The organism is Massilia sp. DJPM01 (genome assembly GCF_030348125.1).
Lineage (GTDB): Bacteria > Pseudomonadota > Gammaproteobacteria > Burkholderiales > Burkholderiaceae_D > Telluria_A > Telluria_A frigida.
On sequence record NZ_JAQOZV010000090.1, the window covers coordinates 1 to 17962 of the forward strand.

Here is a 17962-nt window from a genome sequence, read left to right on the forward strand (position 1 = left end):
CCGTTCTTGCCGCCAAGATGGCCATGGACAGGCTGCGGAGCGTGGCGCCAGCCTAACAAGCGTTTTTCTTGTTGCATGGACCCGACGACTCCCTGTCCTCCTGCTCCACCAGCACTTCCTCGGCCGAATCCTTGGCAAACTTCAAATGGCCCAGCCCGAAGTACCAGCTCCTGACCTTGGGCGAGGATACCGTGCCGTCCACCCGCACCTGGCGCTCCCCTTCATTGCCAGAACCCTCATCGTCTTCAGCACTTCCAAGCAAATATTTGCGCGCCACCAGATTGCCCTTGACGTAAAAATGCGCCAGGCCGAGCGAGACGGTGTCGCAGTCGACATTTCCGAGCACAAACACGCCGTGCATCAAGCTGGTATCCAATGCGCGGCAATGAAGGTCGCCATTGACCACCAGCAGACGGTCACTGGCAAGCAGCGCATCCTCGAATGGCGAGAGCTTCTGTTTGGAGAGCGTCTTCTTGAAAGCCGCATCGGAAATGCTGATGTTTTCGTCGAGTGTAACGTCCCCCTCGAAGACGATAGCCTGCTTGACGTCGGCGAACTCGCTGAGCGTCTCTTTATCCTTTCTCGAAAGAGGACTAAGCAGCGACATCAGCTTGTATCGCTTGATCACTTCTTTCGCCGGCAGCACCGCGAACGGCGCATTCGGCAGCGCGACACCTTGCTTGGGAACGGGCTTGAGCGCCGTCGCTTGACCAGGCGAAAGCGCCAACGCAGCGCCAGCCAAAACGGATGCAATAATACGTGAATGAGAAAACATCAAACGGACTCCTTGGTCGGTGCGGGCACAATGGCGAATCGTTTATTTTACGTCAACACTGCGCATTGCCGGAAATTCCCGCCCCACCGCGATCGCCCGTCTGTCATCGAGCACGACGCATCATGACGCCAGACGCGTGGTCCACCACAGACGTGCTGAATCCACCGTTGAGCACCAGCATGCAACGGTCCTGGAATGATCGATGGGTTTTTCTCGACAGCGTCGACTTCCGCATTCACGGCATCGGATTTTCGGCTCCGGACAGCGCCTGCGTGGCAGGCGCCTACGCCTCCGAAATCGCATCGGATCTGCGCCGTCTGGACCAGCAAGACACAGCGGAAAACGACGCGCTGATGCAGCGCCATTTTCCAGCGGCGCGCTACGACACCGATCCACCCGATCTGGGCCAGGACGCCGCGCGCCAGCTCGACCTGGCCACGTCGTCCTTCGAGCACTGCGCCGTGCTGTGGGGGCCTGAGCCGTTCGACGGCTTTCTGTCGCTACTGGTTCGCGTGAGCCGCCACGATATCTTCATCGGCGCCGGCGCGCACGTGTTCGTACTCCCCTCGGGCGCATACCGGCATCACCTGACAGAAGTACTTGCGCGGCTCCAGAGCCCAGCTACCACGCCGAATACGGCAAGCTGATCAGGCTCGAATTGAAATAGCGCCGGTCGTGCGTGACTTCCTCGCCGATCCAGTCCGGTTTATCGAATGGCTGGTCTTCCGATGCCAGTTCGATTTCAGCAAACATCAAACCCGCATTCGCGCCCAGGAATTCGTCGACTTCCCACACATTGCCCGCGAACGTGATCCGGCGCCGGTATTTTTCAATAATCGGCTGTTCGCACAAGCGCTCCAGCAGCTCATTTGCGTCCGCCAGCGGAATGGGATATTCCCACTCGCCACGGGTCGCGCCTTCGCTGCGCCCCTTGACGGTCATGCTGGCCTTGTCGCCCTCGATGCGCACGCGCACGGTGCGGTCCGGATTGGTGGACAGATAACCCTGGCGCAGCAGCACCGGCTCGCCCAGCGCGCGCCAGGCGTCGCCGGCGAGCAGGAACTTGCGCTCGATCTCGACGCCCACGATCAGCCCAGCGCCTTGAGGATCGGCTGCAGGATTGCCTTGCCCAATTCGCTGCTGCGCGCACCATTCCAGCCGGTGTACGCATCAGGCAGGTCGGCATTGTCCTTGAACGGCATTTCCAGCGTCAGCGACAGGCACTTGAAGGTATGCCCGATATACTTCGACGCCAGGGTCAGCATGTCTTCCTTGTACTTGCTGGCCGCATAGCCATGCACCTTCTGGAAGTCGGGGCTGGCCGCGATGTAATTATCGATGAAGGATGATTGCAGCGCGGCGCGCTCCGGCGTAAAATCGTTCAGCATTTCATTGCCGGCCACAAAGTTGTACGGCAAGGCTTCATCGCCATGGATGTCGAAGAACATATCGCAGCCGATTTCATGGATCTTTTGCTTCACGCACAACACTTCCGGGCTGCGTTCCAGCGATGGCGTCATCCACTCGCGGTTCAGGTTGGCGCCGGCCGCGTTGGTGCGCAAATTGCCGCGCACGGAACCGTCCGGATTCATGTTCGGAATGATGTAAAACACCGCGCGCTGCAACAGCTTGCGCGAGATCGGGCTGGCCTGGTCGAGCAGCGCATCCATCATGCCTTCGACAAACCATTCGGCCATCGTCTCGCCCGGATGCTGGCGCGCGATGACCCAGATTTTCTTCTCGGCGGCAGGATTGCCGATCACTACCATGTTCATGTCGCGGCCATCGACGGTAGTGCCGATATCATGCACGCGCGCCAGCGGGTTTTCCGCCACTTCGCCCAGCAGGCGCAGGTGGCGTTCCCACGAGTACGGTTCGAAATAGGCGTAATACACGCTGTCGAGCTCGGGCGTGTGGGTGAGCGTCATGACCTGGCCGTCGAAGGTGGTCGGCACGCGGAACCAGTTTTCGGTGTCGTAGCTGGCGGCAACCTGGTAGCCCTCGAAACCGGCGGCGTAGGTCGCCTGGCCGGCGTTCAGGAAGCGGATCGTGCATGCCTGCCCGCGCGCGCCTTGCAGGCGGAAGTGGAACCACTGGTGGATGTCGGCGTGCGAGTCCGAACGCAGGTTCAGGTCGATCTGGCTGGCGTTGTCGGCTTGCACGACGTCAATGGCGCCGGAATCGAAATGCTGGCTGATTTTAATGGGCATGGCGGATCCTTCTCGTCGGTTCTCAAAGAAGAGCATCATACCGAAATGCCGCCCGCTTGGGGGCGGGCAACGCCAGCGCGGCCGGCTAGAAACCGAGATCCATCAAGTCGCCGCGGTAGCCTTCCATCATCTGGCGCATCAGTTCCACATTGGCGCGGTTGAGCAGCACCGTCAGGTTGGCCGTGCGGTCCAGTTCCATGGTCATGCGGATGGCATCGTCGAACTGCTTGCACTGCACGCTCAGCACGCGCGGATTGACCACGTCGTCCCAGTCTTCGGGAAGCACGTGCGGCAGGTTCGGCGGCGGCAGCAATTCCGGATCCTGGTTCACCGGCAAGTGCTGCAGCAGCCAGAACACGACGGAAGCGGGCATGAACACGCAGGCATCCTTGCCGCCATCGAAGGAGAACTTGGCCAGCAAGAGATTACCGATGGGATCACATGACAGGTACATGCTCTTGACTTGGCGGATGACTGCTTGTTTCACGACGGGATCCCTCTGGGTTGTTAAATTGGCGCAACAATTCTACCCCATCCCACAGGCCGCCTGTACGAATCGTCCGACAAAAATGGGGAGCCGCCGCTCCCCGTCACGGCCCGGCTTAGCGTGGCTTGTCGCTGCCTGCCTTGCTGCCGCCGCCCGCGCTCTGCTTGTTGCCGCCGTCGGCCTTGTCGGTCGCGGGGCGCGCGCCGCCCTGTTCCGACTGGCGGTTGCCGTGGCTCATGCTGCCGGCGCGGCGTGCTTCCTCGGACGTGAATTCGTGCGCCGTGCCCTTCTGGTGGGCGGCCTTGCCGCCTTCGCTGGCGATTTCGCGCTGGCGCTCGGGATCCATCGATGCAAACCCACGGTTGCTGGTGCCCTTGCTCCCCGGACTGCCGCTTTGCTTGTTGCCTTGGTTGTTTGTAGCCATGGTCATCTCCTTTAGCTAGTGCCTCTGTCTGACCCCACCAGCTGCACGCCGATGAGCGATCAAGCCAATCCATCTTAGCAGCGCGCATCGCTGCGCCTATAGGACAGGATGCATGGACTTTGTAGGACAACAGGCGACGTCCTCTTGGTACTCGACACCCCGAAACCGCCGGTAGGCTTCAGCAAGGATTTGTCCTACACAGTTTCGGAGTGTGTTCCGATACAGTACCCCGCAAGGGACGCGCATGATTCCACTCCTGGCAACGCCGCTCGCGAACTGGACGCTAACCCGGTCCCTGCGCAGATGGCGGGTGCCACCCTATGTTTGTCTCTACCAGAAAGGAATGAATGATGAATTCGAACCAACGTAGCGAGGGGAACAACCAATCGAGCAATGGCGCCAATGAGAAATCGGCATCGTCGTCGCGCGGCGGCACGGTCGAGAAAGACAATCTGAATCAATCGCAGCAATCGGGCACCCTGGGCGGCTCGACACAGCAGAAAGATGGATCGCAGCAAGGTTCGCAAATCGGACAGCAAAGCACGGAACGTTCCGGCTCGCAAACCGGCAACCAGCAGCAAGGCATTCCCGGACAACACCAGTCCAATGATGTTGCCGGCGGCATGCCGAAAAGCCCGGGCGGCAAACGCCTGTCGGCCGACCAGGACATGGACGACGATACCGGCCTTTCCAACAAGCAAAACCGTCAGTCGGCCGATCTGGACCAGGGCAGCCGCCAGTCGCAGCAAAGCAACGTGGGACGCCGCAGCGACGGCACGCCCGACTAAGTAAGCTGCTATTGCGCTGATTCGGGGTGGGCACGGGCAACCGTGTCCACCTTGTGCGTTTGCGGCAGCGCCAGCGTGGCGGCGCTGGCCGGGAATACCGGCTGGCGCAAGCCCGGCGCCTCCCATCCGTACAAGAATGCGCAGGCCGACCCGCATACCCGGCCCTGGCAAGGCCCCATGCCGGCGCGCGTTTGCAGCTTGGCGCTGCGCCAGCCGGCGTGCGGCGCCAGCTCGGCTGCCGCCACATCCTCGCAGCGGCAGACGATGGTCGATTCGCTGCACATCGCCCGCAGCGACGGCAAGGGTGCAAACGCCTGCGCCAGCAGCGCGCCGAAGGCCTGCGCCGTGCCGCGCGCGCACAGGTCGCGGGCAAGCGGCGCGGCGCCGGCCGCATCGAGTCCCGCAATGCGCCCTTCGGCCAGCGCCTTGTCCACGCCGCCGATGCCGGTCGACTCGCCCGCCGCCCACACGCCCGCCACGCTGGTGCGCTGCGCACCATCGACGGCGACCCTGCCCTGCTCCACCGCGCAGCCGAACAAGGCGGCCAGTTCCAGCGATGGCGTCAGGCCGAAGCCGCAGGCCAGGAAATCGCAATCGATCACCTTGTCGCGCCCGTGGTGACGCAGCAGCACGCGTTCGACGCGTCCGCTGCCTTCGGCGGCCAGCATGCCCGCCCCACGCAGATACGGCACGCCGCGCAAACGCAGCGCCAGTTGCAGCGATTGCAGCAGTTTCCCGTGGTGCGACAGGGCCAGCCGCGCCGCGAAGCGCGCCAGATCCGCGCTGCCGCGATGTTCGAGCAGCGCCACGACCTGTCCGCCATGTTCGCGCACGGTCGCCGCCACGGCCAGCAGCAGCGGTCCGGTACCGGCCACCACCACCCGCTTGCGCGCCACCGGCATGCCGCCCTTGATCAACGCCTGCAAGCCGCCGGCGCCGGTCACGCCGGGCAGCGTCCAGCCGGGGAACGGCAGCAGCAGCTCGCGCGCACCGCTGCACACGATGACCTTTTCCCATGGCTGGGTGAGCGCTCCGTCCAGCGTTTCCAGCAGCAGCTCGCGCGGGCCGGCCGGCGCCACCACGCGCGCGCCGGACAGCATGCTGACCTGCGGGCGCGCCCGCAGCGCTTCCCACAAGCGGCCGGCGCGCTCGTCATTCCAGCGCCGCGGCCCGCCGCGCCATATCTGGCCACCCGGCGCATGGTTCTCATCGATCAGCAGCACGCTCTGGCCAGAGGCCGACGCCGCCTCCGCAGCAGCCAGGCCGGCCGGACCGGCACCGAGCACGATCAGCGGCGCGCTCATGTCCCGCTCCCGGCACCGGTGACGATCACCATGCCGGCGCGGCACGCGCTCTGGCAGGCCAGCCGGTGCGGCCGGCCATCGATGCTGACCCGGCACTCCTGGCAATAGCCCATGCCGCACAACGCAAAGCGCGCTTCGCCGCGCACCGAGCGGCGCGTGCACAGCGAATCGGCCAGCACCAGCGCCGCGATCACGCTCGCACCCTGCGCCACCGCCACCGGCCGCCCGTCCACCTGCACAACAATGTCGTCAGTCGCCATCGTTCACCTCCGCCAATGCCGCAAAACGCGCCGGCGCATACGGCGCCGCGTCGATCTGGCTGGCGCGTCCGATAATCTGGTCGGTCAGCAGGCGCGCGGTAGCGAACGCGGTGGTCGCGCCCAACCCTTCGTGGCCGCAGGCCAGCCAGGTGCCGGGCCGCCCGGGATGGGCACCGATCAAGGGACGTCCATCGGGCGACGCCGGCCGCATGCCGGTCCAGGCGCGCACGATATGCATCTCGGCCAGGCAGGGCAGCAAACCGATCGCGCTGCGCAGCACGGCGCCCAGCACGGCCGGCTCGATGGCGCTGTCGGTGCGTCCATCCTGGCGGCACGAACCTACCAGCCACTGTCCCGTGGGACGCGGCTGCACATTGGCCGCCACCGCCAGCGCATCGTCGCCGGCGGCGCTCTGGCCATAATTCATGCTCACGATCTGGTGCGCCAGGCGGCCGGGATAGCGGTCGGTGATCGCCAGGTGGCCCTTGCGCGCAAAAATCGGCAGTTCCGGCATCAGGCGCGCGCACTGCACGCCGGCCGCCACCACCACCGCCCGCGCATCCAGGCGCGTGCCATCATCCAGGGTCAGGCCGCGCTTGCACGCCTTGCCCACGCGCCGGCCAAGATGCAGCTCGCCGCCGGCACGCGCAAACTGCGCGCTGAGGAACTGCGCCACCGCCGGCGGATACACCACGCTGTCGCCGCGCACCCGCACGCCGCCGCACAAGCCGCGGCGCAATGCCGGTTCCAGCCGCGCGAGCGCGTCGCCATCGAGTGCTTCGGCATGCCAGCCCTGCGCCGACAGGCGCGCGGCGCGCGTGTGCGCCTCGGCCAGCTGATGCTCGTCTTCGGCCACCCACAAGGTGCCGCAGCGCGACGGCTCGCCCACCCCGGGATGGTCCTGCATGAAGGCGTCCCACAAGCGCAGCGACATCAGGCACAGCGCCAGCTCGTCGGCGCTCTCGTCGAGCGCCACCAGATGGCCCATGCCGGCCGCGGTCACGCCCGACCCCGGCGTGGCCGCATCGACCAGCGCCACCGTCATGCCCTGTTCGCGCAGCGCCAGCGCGCAGGCCGCGCCGACAATGCCGGCGCCGACCACGATTGCATCGTACCCCCTCGCCACTGTATCAGCCGAAGCGCGGCAGTTGCGGACGCGTTTCCATCGCCGCGCGGATGATGCGCTCGGCGCGGGTGCGCTGTTCGCCTTCGAGCGGCAGGCGCGGTGCGCGTACGTGCTCGGTCGAGCCGAACGCCATCGCTTCGGCCAGTTTGATGTTTTGCACCAGAAAGGTCGACACGTCCAGGTCGAGCAGCGGCCGGAACCAGCGGTAGATCGACAGCGCCTCGGCGTGGCGGCCTTCCTTCATCAGATGGAAAATGGCCACGGTCTCTTTCGGGAAGGCCAGCCCCAGCCCCGCCACCCAGCCCACCGCGCCCACCGCCAGCGCCTCGAACGCCAGGTTGTCGACGCCGGTGAACAGGTCGTAGCGCTGGCCCAGGCGGTTGATGATCTCGGTGCTGCGGCGGATATCGTCGGACGACTCCTTGACCGCCACGAAGCGGGCATCGTCCGCCAGTTCTTCCAGCATGTCGGTGGTCACGTCGACCCGGTACGCCAGGCGGTTCGAGTAGATCATGATCGGCAAATCGCCCGCCGCGGCGATAGCGCGCAGGGTGACGATGGTTTCACGGTAATTGGTGTGATAGATCGTGCTCGGCACCACCATCAAGCCATCGGCACCGGCTTTGGCGGCTTTTTCGGCCAGCGCGCAGGCTTCACGCGTGCCCGCTTCGGCCACCGTCAGGATGGCTGGCTTGCTGCCGCTGACCTGTTTGGCCAGGCGCAGCACGGCGATGCGTTCGTCCTGTGTGAGCATCGGGCCTTCGCCCAGCGAGCCGCAGGCGATCAAGCCATCACAGCCTGCCTCCATCTGCAAGCCGAAACAGCGCTCCATTTCGCCCATGTCGAGCGAACCATCTTCATTGAACTTGGTCGATACTGCGGGAATGACACCTTGCCACATGGGGGTACCTTGCTTTCTCCGGCGCACCGGTCGGTTTAGAAGCGTACAGATTAGCCCTGTCAAGGGCCACGGTCTTGATGAATGGGCGAGCGTGCAAAGGCTCAAATCAGCACAATTATTTTCGCCGCGCCGACTTATACTACCGCATTGCGACCGAACTGGAGAGACACCCGATGGACCTGAGTACGCTGTTTAGCGAGGCCCCGGCCATTCGCGCAGTTCAGCTGGCCTCACTGGAAGCCCTGTTCGACGCGCTTAACGATGTAGCCTTTTTTGTCAAGGACCGCGAGGGCCGCTACCTGAGCGTCAACAACACCCTGGTGCGGCGCTGCGGCCTGCGCAGCAAGGACCAGCTGATCGGGCGCACCGCGCTCGAAGTCCATCCGCGCCTGCTGGCGCAGACCTACCAGGCGCAGGACCGCCACGTGATCGACAGCGGCACGGCGCTCAAGAAGCACCTGGAACTGCACCTGTACCCGAGCCGTGCGCGCGGCTGGTGCCTGACCCACAAGATCCCCCTGCGCGACGAGAGCGGCGCCATCGTCGGCCTGGCCGGCACCTCGCAAGACCTGGGGCTGGCCGACGAACTGCATCCCGTGTACCGCAAAATTGCCGATATCGCCGCCCACATCCGCGAAAATTATCACGCCAACGTCAGCATGGAAGAACTGGCCTGCAACGCCGGCCTGTCGCTGTCGCGCGTGGAACGGCTGTTCCAGCGCGTGTTTCATTACTCGCCGCGCCAGTTGCTGCTGCAATCGCGCCTGGGCGCGGCCATGGCGCTGATCGAATCTGGCACAAAAAACAGTATTGCCCAGATTGCTTACGCCTGCGGCTACACCGACCACAGCGCGTTCAGCCGCCAGTTCAAGGCCCACACGGGCATGAGTCCGGTCCAGTACCGGGCCCATTGCCGGGGAGATTGAGTCCAGCCCCGCCCGGCGCGATATTGCCGGGCGGCTAGCGAGCGCAGCCAACCCCAGGTAAACGCGCCGCGCCCGCCCCCTCCTCCCCGCGCCATCAAGCGCACACTTGATCTGGATTGACCCGGCGCGATACAGCCGGAACTCGTCCACCCCTGCGCGAATCGAACCATTCTCATCGTTCATCGTTCATCGCTCGCAGGGAGGCTCCATGATCTCGACCACACCCGCTCCGCACGCCCACGCGCACGCGAGGCCGCCATGCGCCGGCTGAACGTGCTGACCTGGCAGACCCACGGCAGCTATCTGTACTACCTGACCCAGGCCCCGCACGAGTTCCATGTGCTGTCCAAGCCCGGCCGCCCGCCCGGCTACGGCGGCCGCAGCCCGAACATGCCGTGGGGCGACAATGTGCACGACATGCCGGTATCCGAAGCGCGCCACCATCAGTTCGACTGCATCATCTTCCAGGACGACGAGCAGTACGAGAAAGACCAGTACGCGTTTCTCAGCGCCAGCCAGCGCGCGCTGCCGCGCATCTATATAGAACACGATCCGCCGCGCGCGCACCCCACCGACACGCGCCACCTGGTCGACACGCCCGACGTGCTGCTGGTGCACGTCACCCCGTTCAACGCGCTGATGTGGGACAGCGGCGCCACGCCCACCTGCGTGATCGAGCACGGCGTCAAGGTGCCCGAAGGCGTTCACTACCGTGGCCAGCTCGACTGCGGGCTGGTCGTCATCAACCACCTGGCGCGGCGCGGCCGGCGGCTGGGCGCCGACCTCTTTGAAGCGGCCCGTGCCGACGTGCCGCTCGAACTGGTCGGCATGGGGGCGCAGGAACTCGGCGGCCTGGGCGAGATCGAGCATGCGCTGCTGCCCGCCTTCGCCGCCAACTACCGCTACCTGTTCAACCCGATCCGCTACACCAGCCTGGGCCTGGCGGTGATCGAAGCGATGATGATCGGCATGCCGGTGGTGGCGCTGGCCACCACCGAAATGGCGACCGTCATCGTCAACGGCGAGAACGGCTTCATCGATACGCGCCTGGACACCCTGCTCGGCCACATGCGCGAACTGGGACGCAATCCCGCCCTGGCGCGCGCGCTCGGGGCCCAGGCGCGGCGGCGCGCGCGCGAACGCTTTGCCATCGGCCGCTTCCGCGACGACTGGGACCGCGCCCTGTGCCACGTGACCGAGCTGGCGCGCGCCCCCTTCCCCGGGCAGCCGTACTGAGCGATTTCCACGACAACATCAACAAAGGAGCTGGCATGTTACTTGGTGACTTACATCCGCAAGCGCGCGCCGGCGGCGGCGTCAGGCGCATCGCCATCGTCAGCGAGCACGCCTCGCCGCTGGCCGCGCCGGGCAGCATCGACAGCGGCGGCCAGAACGTCTACGTGGCCCACCTCGCGCGCGAACTGGCGCTGGCCGGCTACCTGGTCGACATCTTCACCCGGCGCGACGCCATCGGCCAGAAGCAGCTGGTGCACTGGCGCCACAACATCCGCGTGGTGCACGTGCCGGCCGGGCCGGCCCGCTACATTCCCAAGGAACGCATGCTGCCCTACATCGACACCTTCGCGCGCTTCGTGGCCCGCTTCGCGCGCCGCCAGGCAGCGCTCTACGATGTCACGCATGCCAATTTTTTCATGTCGGGCATGGTTGCCCACCATCTCAAGCAAGTGCTGGGCATTCCCTTCGTCATCACCTTCCACGCCCTGGGCCAGGTGCGGCTGCGCGCGCAGGGGGCGGCCGATGCCTTTCCGCCGTCACGCCTGCACATCGAAAACACCCTGATGCGCCACGCCGACCGCATCATCGCCGAATGTCCGCAAGACCGGCAAGACATGGAGCAGTTCTACGACGCGCCCGGCAAGCGCATCGACATCGCCCCCTGCGGCTTCGATCCGCGCGAACTGTGGCCGGTGCCGATGCGCCTGGCGCGCCAAAAGCTGGGCCTGACCCAAGGCAAGTTCCTGGTCTTGCAGCTCGGCCGCATCGTGCCGCGCAAGGGCATCGATACCGTGATCCACGCCCTGGCGCTGCTGCGCCGCCAGCATGGCATCGATGCCGAACTGCTGGTGGTGGGGGGCGAGGCCGCCGCCAGTCCCTACCACGACACGCCCGAGATGGCACGCCTGCGCGCGCTGGCGGCGCAACTGGGCATTGCGCAGCAGGTGCGCTTTACCGGCCGCAAGGAACGCGCCGAACTGCGCTACTGGTACAGCGCCGCCAATGTCTTCGTCACCACGCCCTGGTACGAGCCCTTCGGCATCACGCCGGTGGAGGCCATGGCGTGCGCGCGGCCGGTGATTGGCGCGGCCGTGGGCGGCATCAAGCATACCGTGCGCGATGCCGCGAGCGGCTTCCTGGTGCCGCCGCGCGATGCCCAGGCCGTGGCCGACAAGCTCGCCCTGCTGCAGCGCGACCCGGGCCTGGCGGCCGCCATGGGCGACGAAGGCATGCACCGCGCCTTCCAGCATTACACCTGGCGCCACGTGGCGCGCAAGGCGGCGGCCATCTATGCCGACGTGGTCGGCAAGCAGCGTCCCGCCGCCAGCGCCGCCTGCGCCGTTTCCCGTTTGTCCATCCAATAGGAGAATGCCTCATGTCCGACCACCACCTTGATCACGAACCGCCCAGCCTGCGTGGCAAAGCCGTGTTCGTTACCGGCGGCGCCAGCGGTCTCGGCGCGGCGCTGTGCCAGCTGCTGGCGCGCTCCGGCGCCGACCTGATCGTCGCCGACATCAACCACGACATGGCCACCGTCAGTGCCAACATCCTGCGCGAACACGGCGTGCGCGTGCACGCGCTCGGCTTCGACGTGGGCGACCCGGCCAGCGCCGAGCGCGCCATCGGCACCGCGCTGGAGCGCTTCGGGCGCCTCGACGTCCTCATTAACAATGCCGGCACCGACGTCACCCTGCCGATGGCCGACATGACGCCGCAGCAATGGATGCGCGTCATCAATACCAACCTGAACGGGCCGTTCTTGCTGGCCAAATATGCCTCGCAGCACATGCGCGCGGCCGGGGGCGGCCACATCGTCAACGTCGCGTCGACCGCCGCCAAGCGCGCCTGGCCCAATGCCAGCGCCTACCATGCCAGCAAGTGGGGATTGCTGGGACTGTCGCACGCCATGCATGCCGAACTGCGTCCGCACAACATCAAGGTCACCGCCGTGATCGCGGGCGGCATGCGCACGCCCTTCCTGCTCGACCGCTTCCCCGACCTCGACCAGGCGGCCTTGCAAGACCCGATGAACGTGGCCCAGGCCATCCGCTCCGTGCTGCTGCTGCCGCGCGAGAGCGTGGTGGCCGAGATCACCGTGCTGCCCATGCAAGAAACTTCCTGGCCATAAACCATGAAAGCGATTTTCCTGGACAAGGACGGCACCCTGGTCGACGACCTGCCCTACAACGCCGAGCCGCGCCGCATCACCCTGTGCAGCGGCGCCGGCGCCGCGCTGCGCCTGCTGGCGCGCTGCGATTACCGTTTCTTCATCGTCAGCAACCAGGATGGCATCGCGCACGGCTACTTCGGCGAAGCGGCCATGGAGTGCGTCGAGCGGCGCCTGGCCGACCTGCTGTTCCGCGAGCAGCTGAGCCTGGACGGCTTTTACTACTGTCCGCACCATCCGCACGGCAAGGTGCAGGCCTATGCGCTGCCCTGCACCTGCCGCAAGCCCATGCCCGGCATGCTGCTGCGCGCCGCGCGCGAGCATGGCATCGACCTGCGGGCATCGTGGATGGTGGGCGACATCCTGCATGACGTGGAGGCGGGCAACCGCGCCGGCTGCCGCACCCTGCTGATCGACAAGGGCAACGAAACCGAGTGGCAGCTCGGCCCGTACCGCGTTCCCACCCGCATCGCCACCGACCTGTACGGGGCGGCCGTGATGATCGTCACCGACGACGAGGCCCGCCAATGAGCGCGCCGGACTGGACCAATGCGCGCAACATCCTGTGCGTGCGCCTGGACGCGATGGGTGACGTGCTCATGTGCACGCCCGCGATCCACGCAGTCAAGCAGGCGCGGCCGGATCGCGTGCTCACCCTGCTCACGTCGGCGAGCGGCGTGGCGCTGGCGCCCTACCTCGACGACGTGGACGCCGTGATCGGCTACGCGGCGCCGTGGGTCAAGGCCGGCGGCGGCCATCCGCCGTCCAGCGACAGCGCCTTCATCGCGCGCCTGGCCGAGCGCCGCTTCGACGCGGCCGTCATCTTCACGTCGTACAGCCAGAGCGCCCTGCCCGCCGCCCTGATGTGCTATATGGCGGGTATTCCCTTGCGCCTCGGGCATTGCCGGGAAAACCCTTACCGCATGCTGTCGCACTGGGTGCTGGAAACGGAGCCAGAGCCGGTGATCCGGCACGAAGTGCGGCGCCAGCTCGACCTGGTGGGCAGCGTCGGCTACCGCGTCGGCTACCGCGTCGGCTACCGCGCCGGCTACCGCGCCGGCAACCGCGTCGGCAACCGCGCCGACAGCGCGCGCTTGCAGTTCGCCGTACGCGCGGACGATGTGGAAGCGGTGCGGCAGATGTTGGGCGAACGCGGCATTGAGCCGCGCCAGCCCTGGGTTCTCATGCACCCGGGCGCCAGCGCGGCCTCGCGCCGCTATCCGCCGGCGCGCTGGGCCGAGGTGATCCGCGCACTGGCCAGGCGCAGCGCTTGCCCGATCGTGCTGACCGGCGATGCGCACGAGGCGGAAATGATCGATGGCATACGCTCGGCCTGCGGCGTGCGCACGCACTCGCTGGCGGGGCAGCTCGATCTGGGACAGCTCGGAGCGGCGATCCGCCTTGCCACCGTCGTGTTGTCCAACAATACGGGGCCGGCGCATATTGCCGCGGCGGTCGGCACGCCGCTGGCCACGCTGTACGCGCTGACCAATCCGCAGCACACGCCATGGCAGGTGGAAAGCCGGCTGCTGTTCCACGATGTGCCGTGCCGCTTCTGCTACAAGAGCGTGTGCCCGGAATTGCATCACGATTGCCTGGCCAAGGTGGCTCCGGAAGCCGTGGTGGAAGCGGTGTGTAGTCTCATGGCAGGGAAAATCCATCAGCGGGCGCAACGGCGTTGACGCAAACCGCGGGGCTTGCGTCAATAGCGTTGCGCCCGCCACGGCCAGCGATGACGGTGTCGCGCTTGCTCGCCTTTTATTCCGTCGATAAAGCGAAATTCGGGTTGGAGATAATACCTGCGGTCAACCTGGCAGCCACCAGGCTCACTTCGCCATCCGGGATAATCCCGCGCAATCCTTCGCATAGCTGCATGTATTGGGCGATGGTCACGGCGGCGCGATGCGCGTTGAGCACGGTCGCACCGGCTGCACTGGTCATTTCGCTCAGCATGACTTTGACCTCGGAATCGCTCATGGTGTTCTCTCTGTGGGGAGTAAAACGGCGAGTATAGGCTGGCGCGCCGAATGCTTGCGTTCGCGCGCGCACACCCGCAGCGGAACGGCGCTTGCGCGGCTTGAGTGTTAGCATTTGTGCCAACCAGGAACCCATTCCATGCCACTTCCTACTTCCATTCCGGCGGCACTGCTCGCCTTGCGCTTCCTCGCCGGCACGACAGCTTGCTCCACGCCAGCGCCTGCGCCCGAGCCATCCCTGTTCGTGCGCCTGGGCGGCATGCCGGGCGTGACCGCGGTGGCCGATGATTTCGTGTCGAAGGTGTCGGCCGACCCGCGCTCGAAACGCACCTTTGAAGGCGTCAATCTGACACGGCTCAAGGCCAGCGTGGTCTCGCACCTCTGCTCCCTCTCTGGCGGACCGTGCAAATACGAGGGCGACGACATGGCGCTGGCGCACCGGGGCATGGCGATCAGCAAGGATGAATTGAGCGTGATGGGATACTACGTGGACCAGGCATTGCGGCGCCAGGGCGTTGCGCGGGAAGACAGGGACGCGCTGGAGGGACTGCTCGACAAGCTGGGACCCGATGTATTGAACAAATAAGGGAATCGACCGGGGCGCCGGACGGCACCCCGGACTTGCGGCATGGCACGCATTTCAGCCGCAGTTTTCCACAACCACGTCGCGCACCAGGCCGGCTTTATTGAGAAAAATCGTCACGCGGCCAGCCACGAAATCCTGGGTAATGAGGGCGCCGAACGGCACCACGCGGATACGGCGGCCGGCCAGGTCGCGCAAGGTCAGCGGAAGCGAGCGCGGCAGGTCGCTCGACAAATTCCACGTACGGCAATTGTTTTGCATTATAAACTCCTCGAATGAGTGAAGGGCAAGCCGCCAGCGGCAGCTTGTCCGGCCAGGGCGCAACGACTCAGCCCTCGACGATCTTGGTACGTGCGGTAACGGACTTGATCAGTTCAATCGCGGCCAGCACTTTCGCGCGCGAGCTGTAGCTCTCGCCACTGGCGATGATTTCGTGATTCTTAGCCCTCAAACGCCAGCGCCACTCCTTGCGGACTTTTTCCGAAGCTTGTTGGTAGATTTCGAAATACATGATGAACCTCCCATGACGTGAGATGTCAGTGTTACAGAGCCGTATACCCGTCGTTCTGATTGGTTCAACAAATGTCTAGAGCGGTATCAAACCGTGGCTCAATTTCTTCAAATAAATTTTGCGCTTGAGCATGGCAACTGCCGGGGAATTTGGTGACGCAATGCATGTTCGACAAACGCCGTAGAATGACGCAAGCCCATTTTTGTGAAGAATCCCGTATGACGAACACCTCTCTCGACCAGGCCTGCGCCGATGCGGCCGCGCTCATCGCCCAGGCGGACAGCCTGGTGATCACGGCCGGCGCGGGGATGGGCATCGATTCCGGCCTGCCCGACTTTCGCGGCGACCAGGGTTTCTGGCGCGCTTACCCGGCCTTGGGCAAGCACGGCTTGCGGTTTACCGAGATCGCCAATCCCCGGGCGTTTCGCGAGCGTCCCGAGCTGGCCTGGGGATTTTACGGACACCGCCTGCAGCTGTACCGGCGCACCGTGCCGCACGCGGGGTTTGGGCTGCTGAACCAGATCGGCGCGCGCCTTCCGGGCGGGGCGTTTGTTTTTACCAGCAATGTGGATGGACAATTCCAGCGCAGTGGCATGGCGGAAGAACGCGTTGTCGAATGTCACGGCAGCATCGAGAAATTGCAATGCCTGGGGGATTGCGGCCAGCCGACCTGGTCCGCGCAAGCATTCGTGCCCGTGGTCGACAACGAACAGTGCCTGCTGACCTGCGCGCTGCCGCGCTGCCCCAACTGCGGCGATATCGCACGGCCGAACATCCTGATGTTCGGCGACCGGCTTTGGGATTCGGTGTATGCCGACAAGCAGGAGCACCGCCTCGACATCTGGCTGGCGCGCCAGAGCCGGGCGGTGATCATCGAAATTGGGGCCGGTACGTGGATCCCGTCGGTGCGCGTGTTCGGGGAAAGCCAGCAGCGGCCGCTGATCCGGGTCAATCCGGGCGAATCGGCCGTTGGCTTGCAGCGCGATATCGGCATTGCGCTTGGCGCGCTGGACGGGATTTCACGTATCGCCGCGGCGCTCGACGCGCTGTGACGCCTGCGGTGGGGCTGCGCAACCCCGTCGTGCGGCGCTAAGCGCGCCTGAGGCGGCCAGCGGCGCCGTCGAGCTGCGCCATGGCGGTCCTTACCCGCTGGTCCAGGAACGGGGCGATGGCAGCGGCCCGCGCGGGCGGCACGCCCCACAGCGCCTCGCCCAGCACACAGGCGGTCGCGGCAATGGTGTCGCTGTCGCCGCCGTGATACAGGCAGGTGGCCAGCAAGGAATCGAAGTCGTCGCTTTCCGCCAGGCAGCTCATCACGTCCTCCAGCGTATCGTCGGCGCGCACACGCATCGGGGAACCGGCCTGGTGATGCGCCTCGACCGCGTGCAGGCTGCCGCCGCCCGCTTCCCACGACGCCAGCAGATCCTGCTTGCTGGCGCCGTGCAGGGCTGCCCAATGTAATTGCACGTAGGTATCCGCTGCCTGCATCGCGCTCGGATGGCCATGGGTGGAGCGCGTGATGTCCGCCGCCAGGCGGCGTGCCTCATCCAGGCCGGGGGCGAGTACGGCGACCGGGCCGAGGCGCATCAGTGCACCGTTGCCCCAGCTCACCAGCTCGTCCGGGGACGAACCGAGCGCCCAGGCGGCGAACATTTTGCCGTAGCCTGCATCCGGATAGTAGGCAACCCAGGTACGAAAGGCGTCCTTGAGCGGCGTTCCCGTCAACAGATGTTGGGCCACCGCCAGCGTAATGATGGTGTCGTCCGTGAACGAGTGGGCCGCCGTCAGTTCGGGAACCGTGCGCGACAGTGTGCGCGATTTTTCGAAATGGGAACCGTAGATGTCCCCGACAAGTGTTCCCAACATGGTGTTCTCCTGTTGCAAAGAAATGGTACGCCAAGCGGACGTGTTTTAATGCGCTTGCGGCACCGGGATGGCCGGCTGTCGAACAGGATGCGAGGAGCGCGATCAAATGATGCTGGCAATGCTGTTGATGGCTGCGGGACCCGCCATGGTCGTCGTTCGGGAAGACGACGTCAAGCGCGACGAAGCGCCGCCGCACGGTGCGATCGGGATGTCCACGGCTTACCGCATCAGCGATGCCGTGCCCGCGCCGCGCGCGATGGAGTTTCGCAAACGCGTGCTGCATCCGGGCGCGGCCATCGGCGTACACCGGATCGAGCATGACGAGGTGTACTTCTCGCCGGAGAGGGCGAGGTCAGCTCCGATGGCGCCACCGAGCGTCTGGTGCCGGGCATGGCTGCCTATCTCTACAAGGGGGCGCAGGT

Annotated in this window: 24 protein-coding genes; 11 read left to right on the forward strand and 13 right to left on the reverse strand. The window is 65.5% G+C overall.

Translation table 11 applies throughout. The features are described 5' to 3' along the window. Positions 1-52 precede the first annotated feature (52 nt). Positions 53-775 (reverse strand): hypothetical protein, encoded by a 723-nt coding sequence (locus tag PO883_RS32285; RefSeq protein WP_289313427.1) that lies wholly within the window; start codon positions 773-775, stop codon positions 53-55. Between the two features lie 122 nt (positions 776-897). Here PO883_RS32285 and PO883_RS32290 point away from each other — a divergent pair, with 122 nt between their 5' ends. After that, positions 898-1422, forward strand: coding sequence for a hypothetical protein (locus PO883_RS32290; RefSeq protein WP_289313428.1), 525 nt, complete (start codon positions 898-900; stop codon positions 1420-1422). On the opposite strand, the gene PO883_RS32295 is transcribed toward PO883_RS32290, so the two are convergent. The 4 genes from PO883_RS32295 to PO883_RS32310 all read right to left on the reverse strand — a co-directional run bounded on the left by PO883_RS32295 (position 1397) and on the right by PO883_RS32310 (position 3896). Further along, a complete protein-coding gene (locus tag PO883_RS32295; RefSeq protein WP_289313429.1) occupies positions 1397-1861 on the reverse strand; it encodes a CYTH domain-containing protein in 465 nt (154 codons plus the stop codon). The genes PO883_RS32290 and PO883_RS32295 overlap by 26 nt on opposite strands. Before the next feature lie 2 nt (positions 1862-1863). Beyond that, entirely contained in the window at positions 1864-2985 is a 1122-nt protein-coding gene (locus tag PO883_RS32300; protein ID WP_289313430.1) for a M14-type cytosolic carboxypeptidase, read from the reverse strand. An 85-nt stretch (positions 2986-3070) separates the two neighbouring features. Then, positions 3071-3472, reverse strand: coding sequence for a hypothetical protein (locus PO883_RS32305; RefSeq protein ID WP_289313431.1), 402 nt, complete (start codon positions 3470-3472; stop codon positions 3071-3073). Between the two features lie 115 nt (positions 3473-3587). Next, a complete protein-coding gene (locus PO883_RS32310; protein WP_289313432.1) occupies positions 3588-3896 on the reverse strand; it encodes a KGG domain-containing protein in 309 nt (102 codons plus the stop codon). Between the two features lie 347 nt (positions 3897-4243). On the opposite strand from PO883_RS32310, the gene PO883_RS32315 reads away from it, so the two are divergent. Continuing rightward, on the forward strand, positions 4244-4684 hold the full coding sequence (locus tag PO883_RS32315; protein WP_289313433.1) for a hypothetical protein: 441 nt from the start codon (positions 4244-4246) through the stop codon (positions 4682-4684). An 8-nt stretch (positions 4685-4692) separates the two neighbouring features. Here PO883_RS32315 and PO883_RS32320 read toward each other — a convergent pair whose 3' ends face one another. From PO883_RS32320 to PO883_RS32335, 4 genes are read right to left on the reverse strand one after another with little or no spacing between them, the layout of a single operon-like run. Continuing rightward, on the reverse strand, positions 4693-5988 hold the full coding sequence (locus tag PO883_RS32320) for an FAD/NAD(P)-binding oxidoreductase (RefSeq protein ID WP_289313434.1): 1296 nt from the start codon (positions 5986-5988) through the stop codon (positions 4693-4695). Continuing rightward, complete coding sequence (locus tag PO883_RS32325; protein ID WP_289313435.1) at positions 5985-6248, reverse strand: 2Fe-2S iron-sulfur cluster-binding protein; 264 nt, start codon at positions 6246-6248, stop codon at positions 5985-5987. Before PO883_RS32325 ends, PO883_RS32320 begins: the two co-directional genes overlap by 4 nt. Then, positions 6238-7350, reverse strand: a complete 1113-nt coding sequence (locus PO883_RS32330; RefSeq protein ID WP_289313436.1) for an FAD-dependent oxidoreductase — start codon at positions 7348-7350, stop codon at positions 6238-6240. The genes PO883_RS32325 and PO883_RS32330 overlap by 11 nt, the downstream gene beginning before the upstream one ends. Positions 7351-7378: 28 nt before the next feature. Continuing rightward, on the reverse strand, positions 7379-8275 hold the full coding sequence (locus tag PO883_RS32335; protein ID WP_289313437.1) for a dihydrodipicolinate synthase family protein: 897 nt from the start codon (positions 8273-8275) through the stop codon (positions 7379-7381). Positions 8276-8448: 173 nt separating this feature from the next. On the opposite strand from PO883_RS32335, the gene PO883_RS32340 reads away from it, so the two are divergent. From PO883_RS32340 to PO883_RS32365, 6 genes are all read left to right on the forward strand, one after another. Next, complete coding sequence (locus tag PO883_RS32340; RefSeq protein ID WP_289313438.1) at positions 8449-9201, forward strand: AraC family transcriptional regulator; 753 nt, start codon at positions 8449-8451, stop codon at positions 9199-9201. Between the two features lie 258 nt (positions 9202-9459). Beyond that, positions 9460-10437, forward strand: coding sequence for a glycosyltransferase (locus tag PO883_RS32345; protein ID WP_289313439.1), 978 nt, complete (start codon positions 9460-9462; stop codon positions 10435-10437). Positions 10438-10472: 35 nt separating this feature from the next. Beyond that, positions 10473-11801: a glycosyltransferase gene (locus PO883_RS32350; RefSeq protein WP_289313440.1), complete on the forward strand. Its 1329-nt coding sequence runs from the start codon at positions 10473-10475 to the stop codon at positions 11799-11801. 11 nt (positions 11802-11812) lie between these two features. Beyond that, positions 11813-12565 carry an SDR family oxidoreductase gene (locus PO883_RS32355; protein ID WP_289313441.1) on the forward strand — a complete coding sequence of 251 codons (753 nt, stop codon included), beginning with the start codon at positions 11813-11815 and terminating at the stop codon, positions 12563-12565. Positions 12566-12568: 3 nt separating this feature from the next. After that, entirely contained in the window at positions 12569-13135 is a 567-nt protein-coding gene (locus PO883_RS32360; protein ID WP_289313442.1) for an HAD family hydrolase, read from the forward strand. After that, positions 13132-14286, forward strand: a complete 1155-nt coding sequence (locus PO883_RS32365; RefSeq protein WP_289313443.1) for a glycosyltransferase family 9 protein — start codon at positions 13132-13134, stop codon at positions 14284-14286. Before PO883_RS32360 ends, PO883_RS32365 begins: the two co-directional genes overlap by 4 nt. Before the next feature lie 76 nt (positions 14287-14362). Here PO883_RS32365 and PO883_RS32370 read toward each other — a convergent pair whose 3' ends face one another. After that, the gene (locus tag PO883_RS32370) at positions 14363-14581 is read right to left on the reverse strand and encodes a hypothetical protein (protein ID WP_289313444.1); all 219 of its coding nucleotides are present in this window, start codon (positions 14579-14581) and stop codon (positions 14363-14365) included. A gap of 138 nt (positions 14582-14719) precedes the next feature. Between PO883_RS32370 and PO883_RS32375 the strand changes: the two genes are divergently transcribed. Further along, positions 14720-15166 (forward strand): group 1 truncated hemoglobin, encoded by a 447-nt coding sequence (locus tag PO883_RS32375; RefSeq protein ID WP_289313445.1) that lies wholly within the window; start codon positions 14720-14722, stop codon positions 15164-15166. Between the two features lie 54 nt (positions 15167-15220). Here PO883_RS32375 and PO883_RS32380 read toward each other — a convergent pair whose 3' ends face one another. Then, positions 15221-15424 (reverse strand): hypothetical protein, encoded by a 204-nt coding sequence (locus tag PO883_RS32380; protein ID WP_289313446.1) that lies wholly within the window; start codon positions 15422-15424, stop codon positions 15221-15223. A 67-nt stretch (positions 15425-15491) separates the two neighbouring features. Beyond that, positions 15492-15674 (reverse strand): YegP family protein, encoded by a 183-nt coding sequence (locus tag PO883_RS32385; RefSeq protein ID WP_099876225.1) that lies wholly within the window; start codon positions 15672-15674, stop codon positions 15492-15494. Positions 15675-15892: 218 nt separating this feature from the next. Here PO883_RS32385 and PO883_RS32390 point away from each other — a divergent pair, with 218 nt between their 5' ends. Next, complete coding sequence (locus PO883_RS32390; RefSeq protein WP_289313447.1) at positions 15893-16726, forward strand: Sir2 family NAD-dependent protein deacetylase; 834 nt, start codon at positions 15893-15895, stop codon at positions 16724-16726. 37 nt (positions 16727-16763) lie between these two features. On the opposite strand, the gene PO883_RS32395 is transcribed toward PO883_RS32390, so the two are convergent. Further along, complete coding sequence (locus PO883_RS32395; RefSeq protein ID WP_289313448.1) at positions 16764-17540, reverse strand: ADP-ribosylglycohydrolase family protein; 777 nt, start codon at positions 17538-17540, stop codon at positions 16764-16766. A gap of 106 nt (positions 17541-17646) precedes the next feature. Here PO883_RS32395 and PO883_RS32400 point away from each other — a divergent pair. Continuing rightward, positions 17647-17962, forward strand: a 316-nt coding sequence (locus PO883_RS32400; RefSeq protein ID WP_289313449.1) for a hypothetical protein, incomplete at its 3' end; no start/stop codon positions are given.

What these genes read in the sequence shown, in the direction of transcription:
- PO883_RS32315 (WP_289313433.1), top strand. Translation starts at nt 4,244, where the DNA reads ATGATGAATTCGAACCAACGTAGCGAGGGGAACAACCAATCGAGCAAT.
- PO883_RS32385 (WP_099876225.1), bottom strand. Translation starts at nt 15,674, where the DNA reads ATGTATTTCGAAATCTACCAACAAGCTTCGGAAAAAGTCCGCAAGGAG.
- PO883_RS32375 (WP_289313445.1), top strand. Translation starts at nt 14,720, where the DNA reads ATGCCACTTCCTACTTCCATTCCGGCGGCACTGCTCGCCTTGCGCTTC.
- PO883_RS32345 (WP_289313439.1), top strand. Translation starts at nt 9,460, where the DNA reads ATGCGCCGGCTGAACGTGCTGACCTGGCAGACCCACGGCAGCTATCTG.
- PO883_RS32320 (WP_289313434.1), bottom strand. Translation starts at nt 5,988, where the DNA reads ATGAGCGCGCCGCTGATCGTGCTCGGTGCCGGTCCGGCCGGCCTGGCT.
- PO883_RS32325 (WP_289313435.1), bottom strand. Translation starts at nt 6,248, where the DNA reads ATGGCGACTGACGACATTGTTGTGCAGGTGGACGGGCGGCCGGTGGCG.
- PO883_RS32335 (WP_289313437.1), bottom strand. Translation starts at nt 8,275, where the DNA reads ATGTGGCAAGGTGTCATTCCCGCAGTATCGACCAAGTTCAATGAAGAT.
- PO883_RS32365 (WP_289313443.1), top strand. Translation starts at nt 13,132, where the DNA reads ATGAGCGCGCCGGACTGGACCAATGCGCGCAACATCCTGTGCGTGCGC.
- PO883_RS32350 (WP_289313440.1), top strand. Translation starts at nt 10,473, where the DNA reads ATGTTACTTGGTGACTTACATCCGCAAGCGCGCGCCGGCGGCGGCGTC.
- PO883_RS32360 (WP_289313442.1), top strand. Translation starts at nt 12,569, where the DNA reads ATGAAAGCGATTTTCCTGGACAAGGACGGCACCCTGGTCGACGACCTG.
- PO883_RS32370 (WP_289313444.1), bottom strand. Translation starts at nt 14,581, where the DNA reads ATGAGCGATTCCGAGGTCAAAGTCATGCTGAGCGAAATGACCAGTGCA.
- PO883_RS32380 (WP_289313446.1), bottom strand. Translation starts at nt 15,424, where the DNA reads ATGCAAAACAATTGCCGTACGTGGAATTTGTCGAGCGACCTGCCGCGC.
- PO883_RS32300 (WP_289313430.1), bottom strand. Translation starts at nt 2,985, where the DNA reads ATGCCCATTAAAATCAGCCAGCATTTCGATTCCGGCGCCATTGACGTC.
- PO883_RS32395 (WP_289313448.1), bottom strand. Translation starts at nt 17,540, where the DNA reads ATGTTGGGAACACTTGTCGGGGACATCTACGGTTCCCATTTCGAAAAA.
- PO883_RS32355 (WP_289313441.1), top strand. Translation starts at nt 11,813, where the DNA reads ATGTCCGACCACCACCTTGATCACGAACCGCCCAGCCTGCGTGGCAAA.
- PO883_RS32310 (WP_289313432.1), bottom strand. Translation starts at nt 3,896, where the DNA reads ATGGCTACAAACAACCAAGGCAACAAGCAAAGCGGCAGTCCGGGGAGC.
- PO883_RS32290 (WP_289313428.1), top strand. Translation starts at nt 898, where the DNA reads ATGACGCCAGACGCGTGGTCCACCACAGACGTGCTGAATCCACCGTTG.
- PO883_RS32340 (WP_289313438.1), top strand. Translation starts at nt 8,449, where the DNA reads ATGGACCTGAGTACGCTGTTTAGCGAGGCCCCGGCCATTCGCGCAGTT.
- PO883_RS32285 (WP_289313427.1), bottom strand. Translation starts at nt 775, where the DNA reads ATGTTTTCTCATTCACGTATTATTGCATCCGTTTTGGCTGGCGCTGCG.
- PO883_RS32390 (WP_289313447.1), top strand. Translation starts at nt 15,893, where the DNA reads ATGACGAACACCTCTCTCGACCAGGCCTGCGCCGATGCGGCCGCGCTC.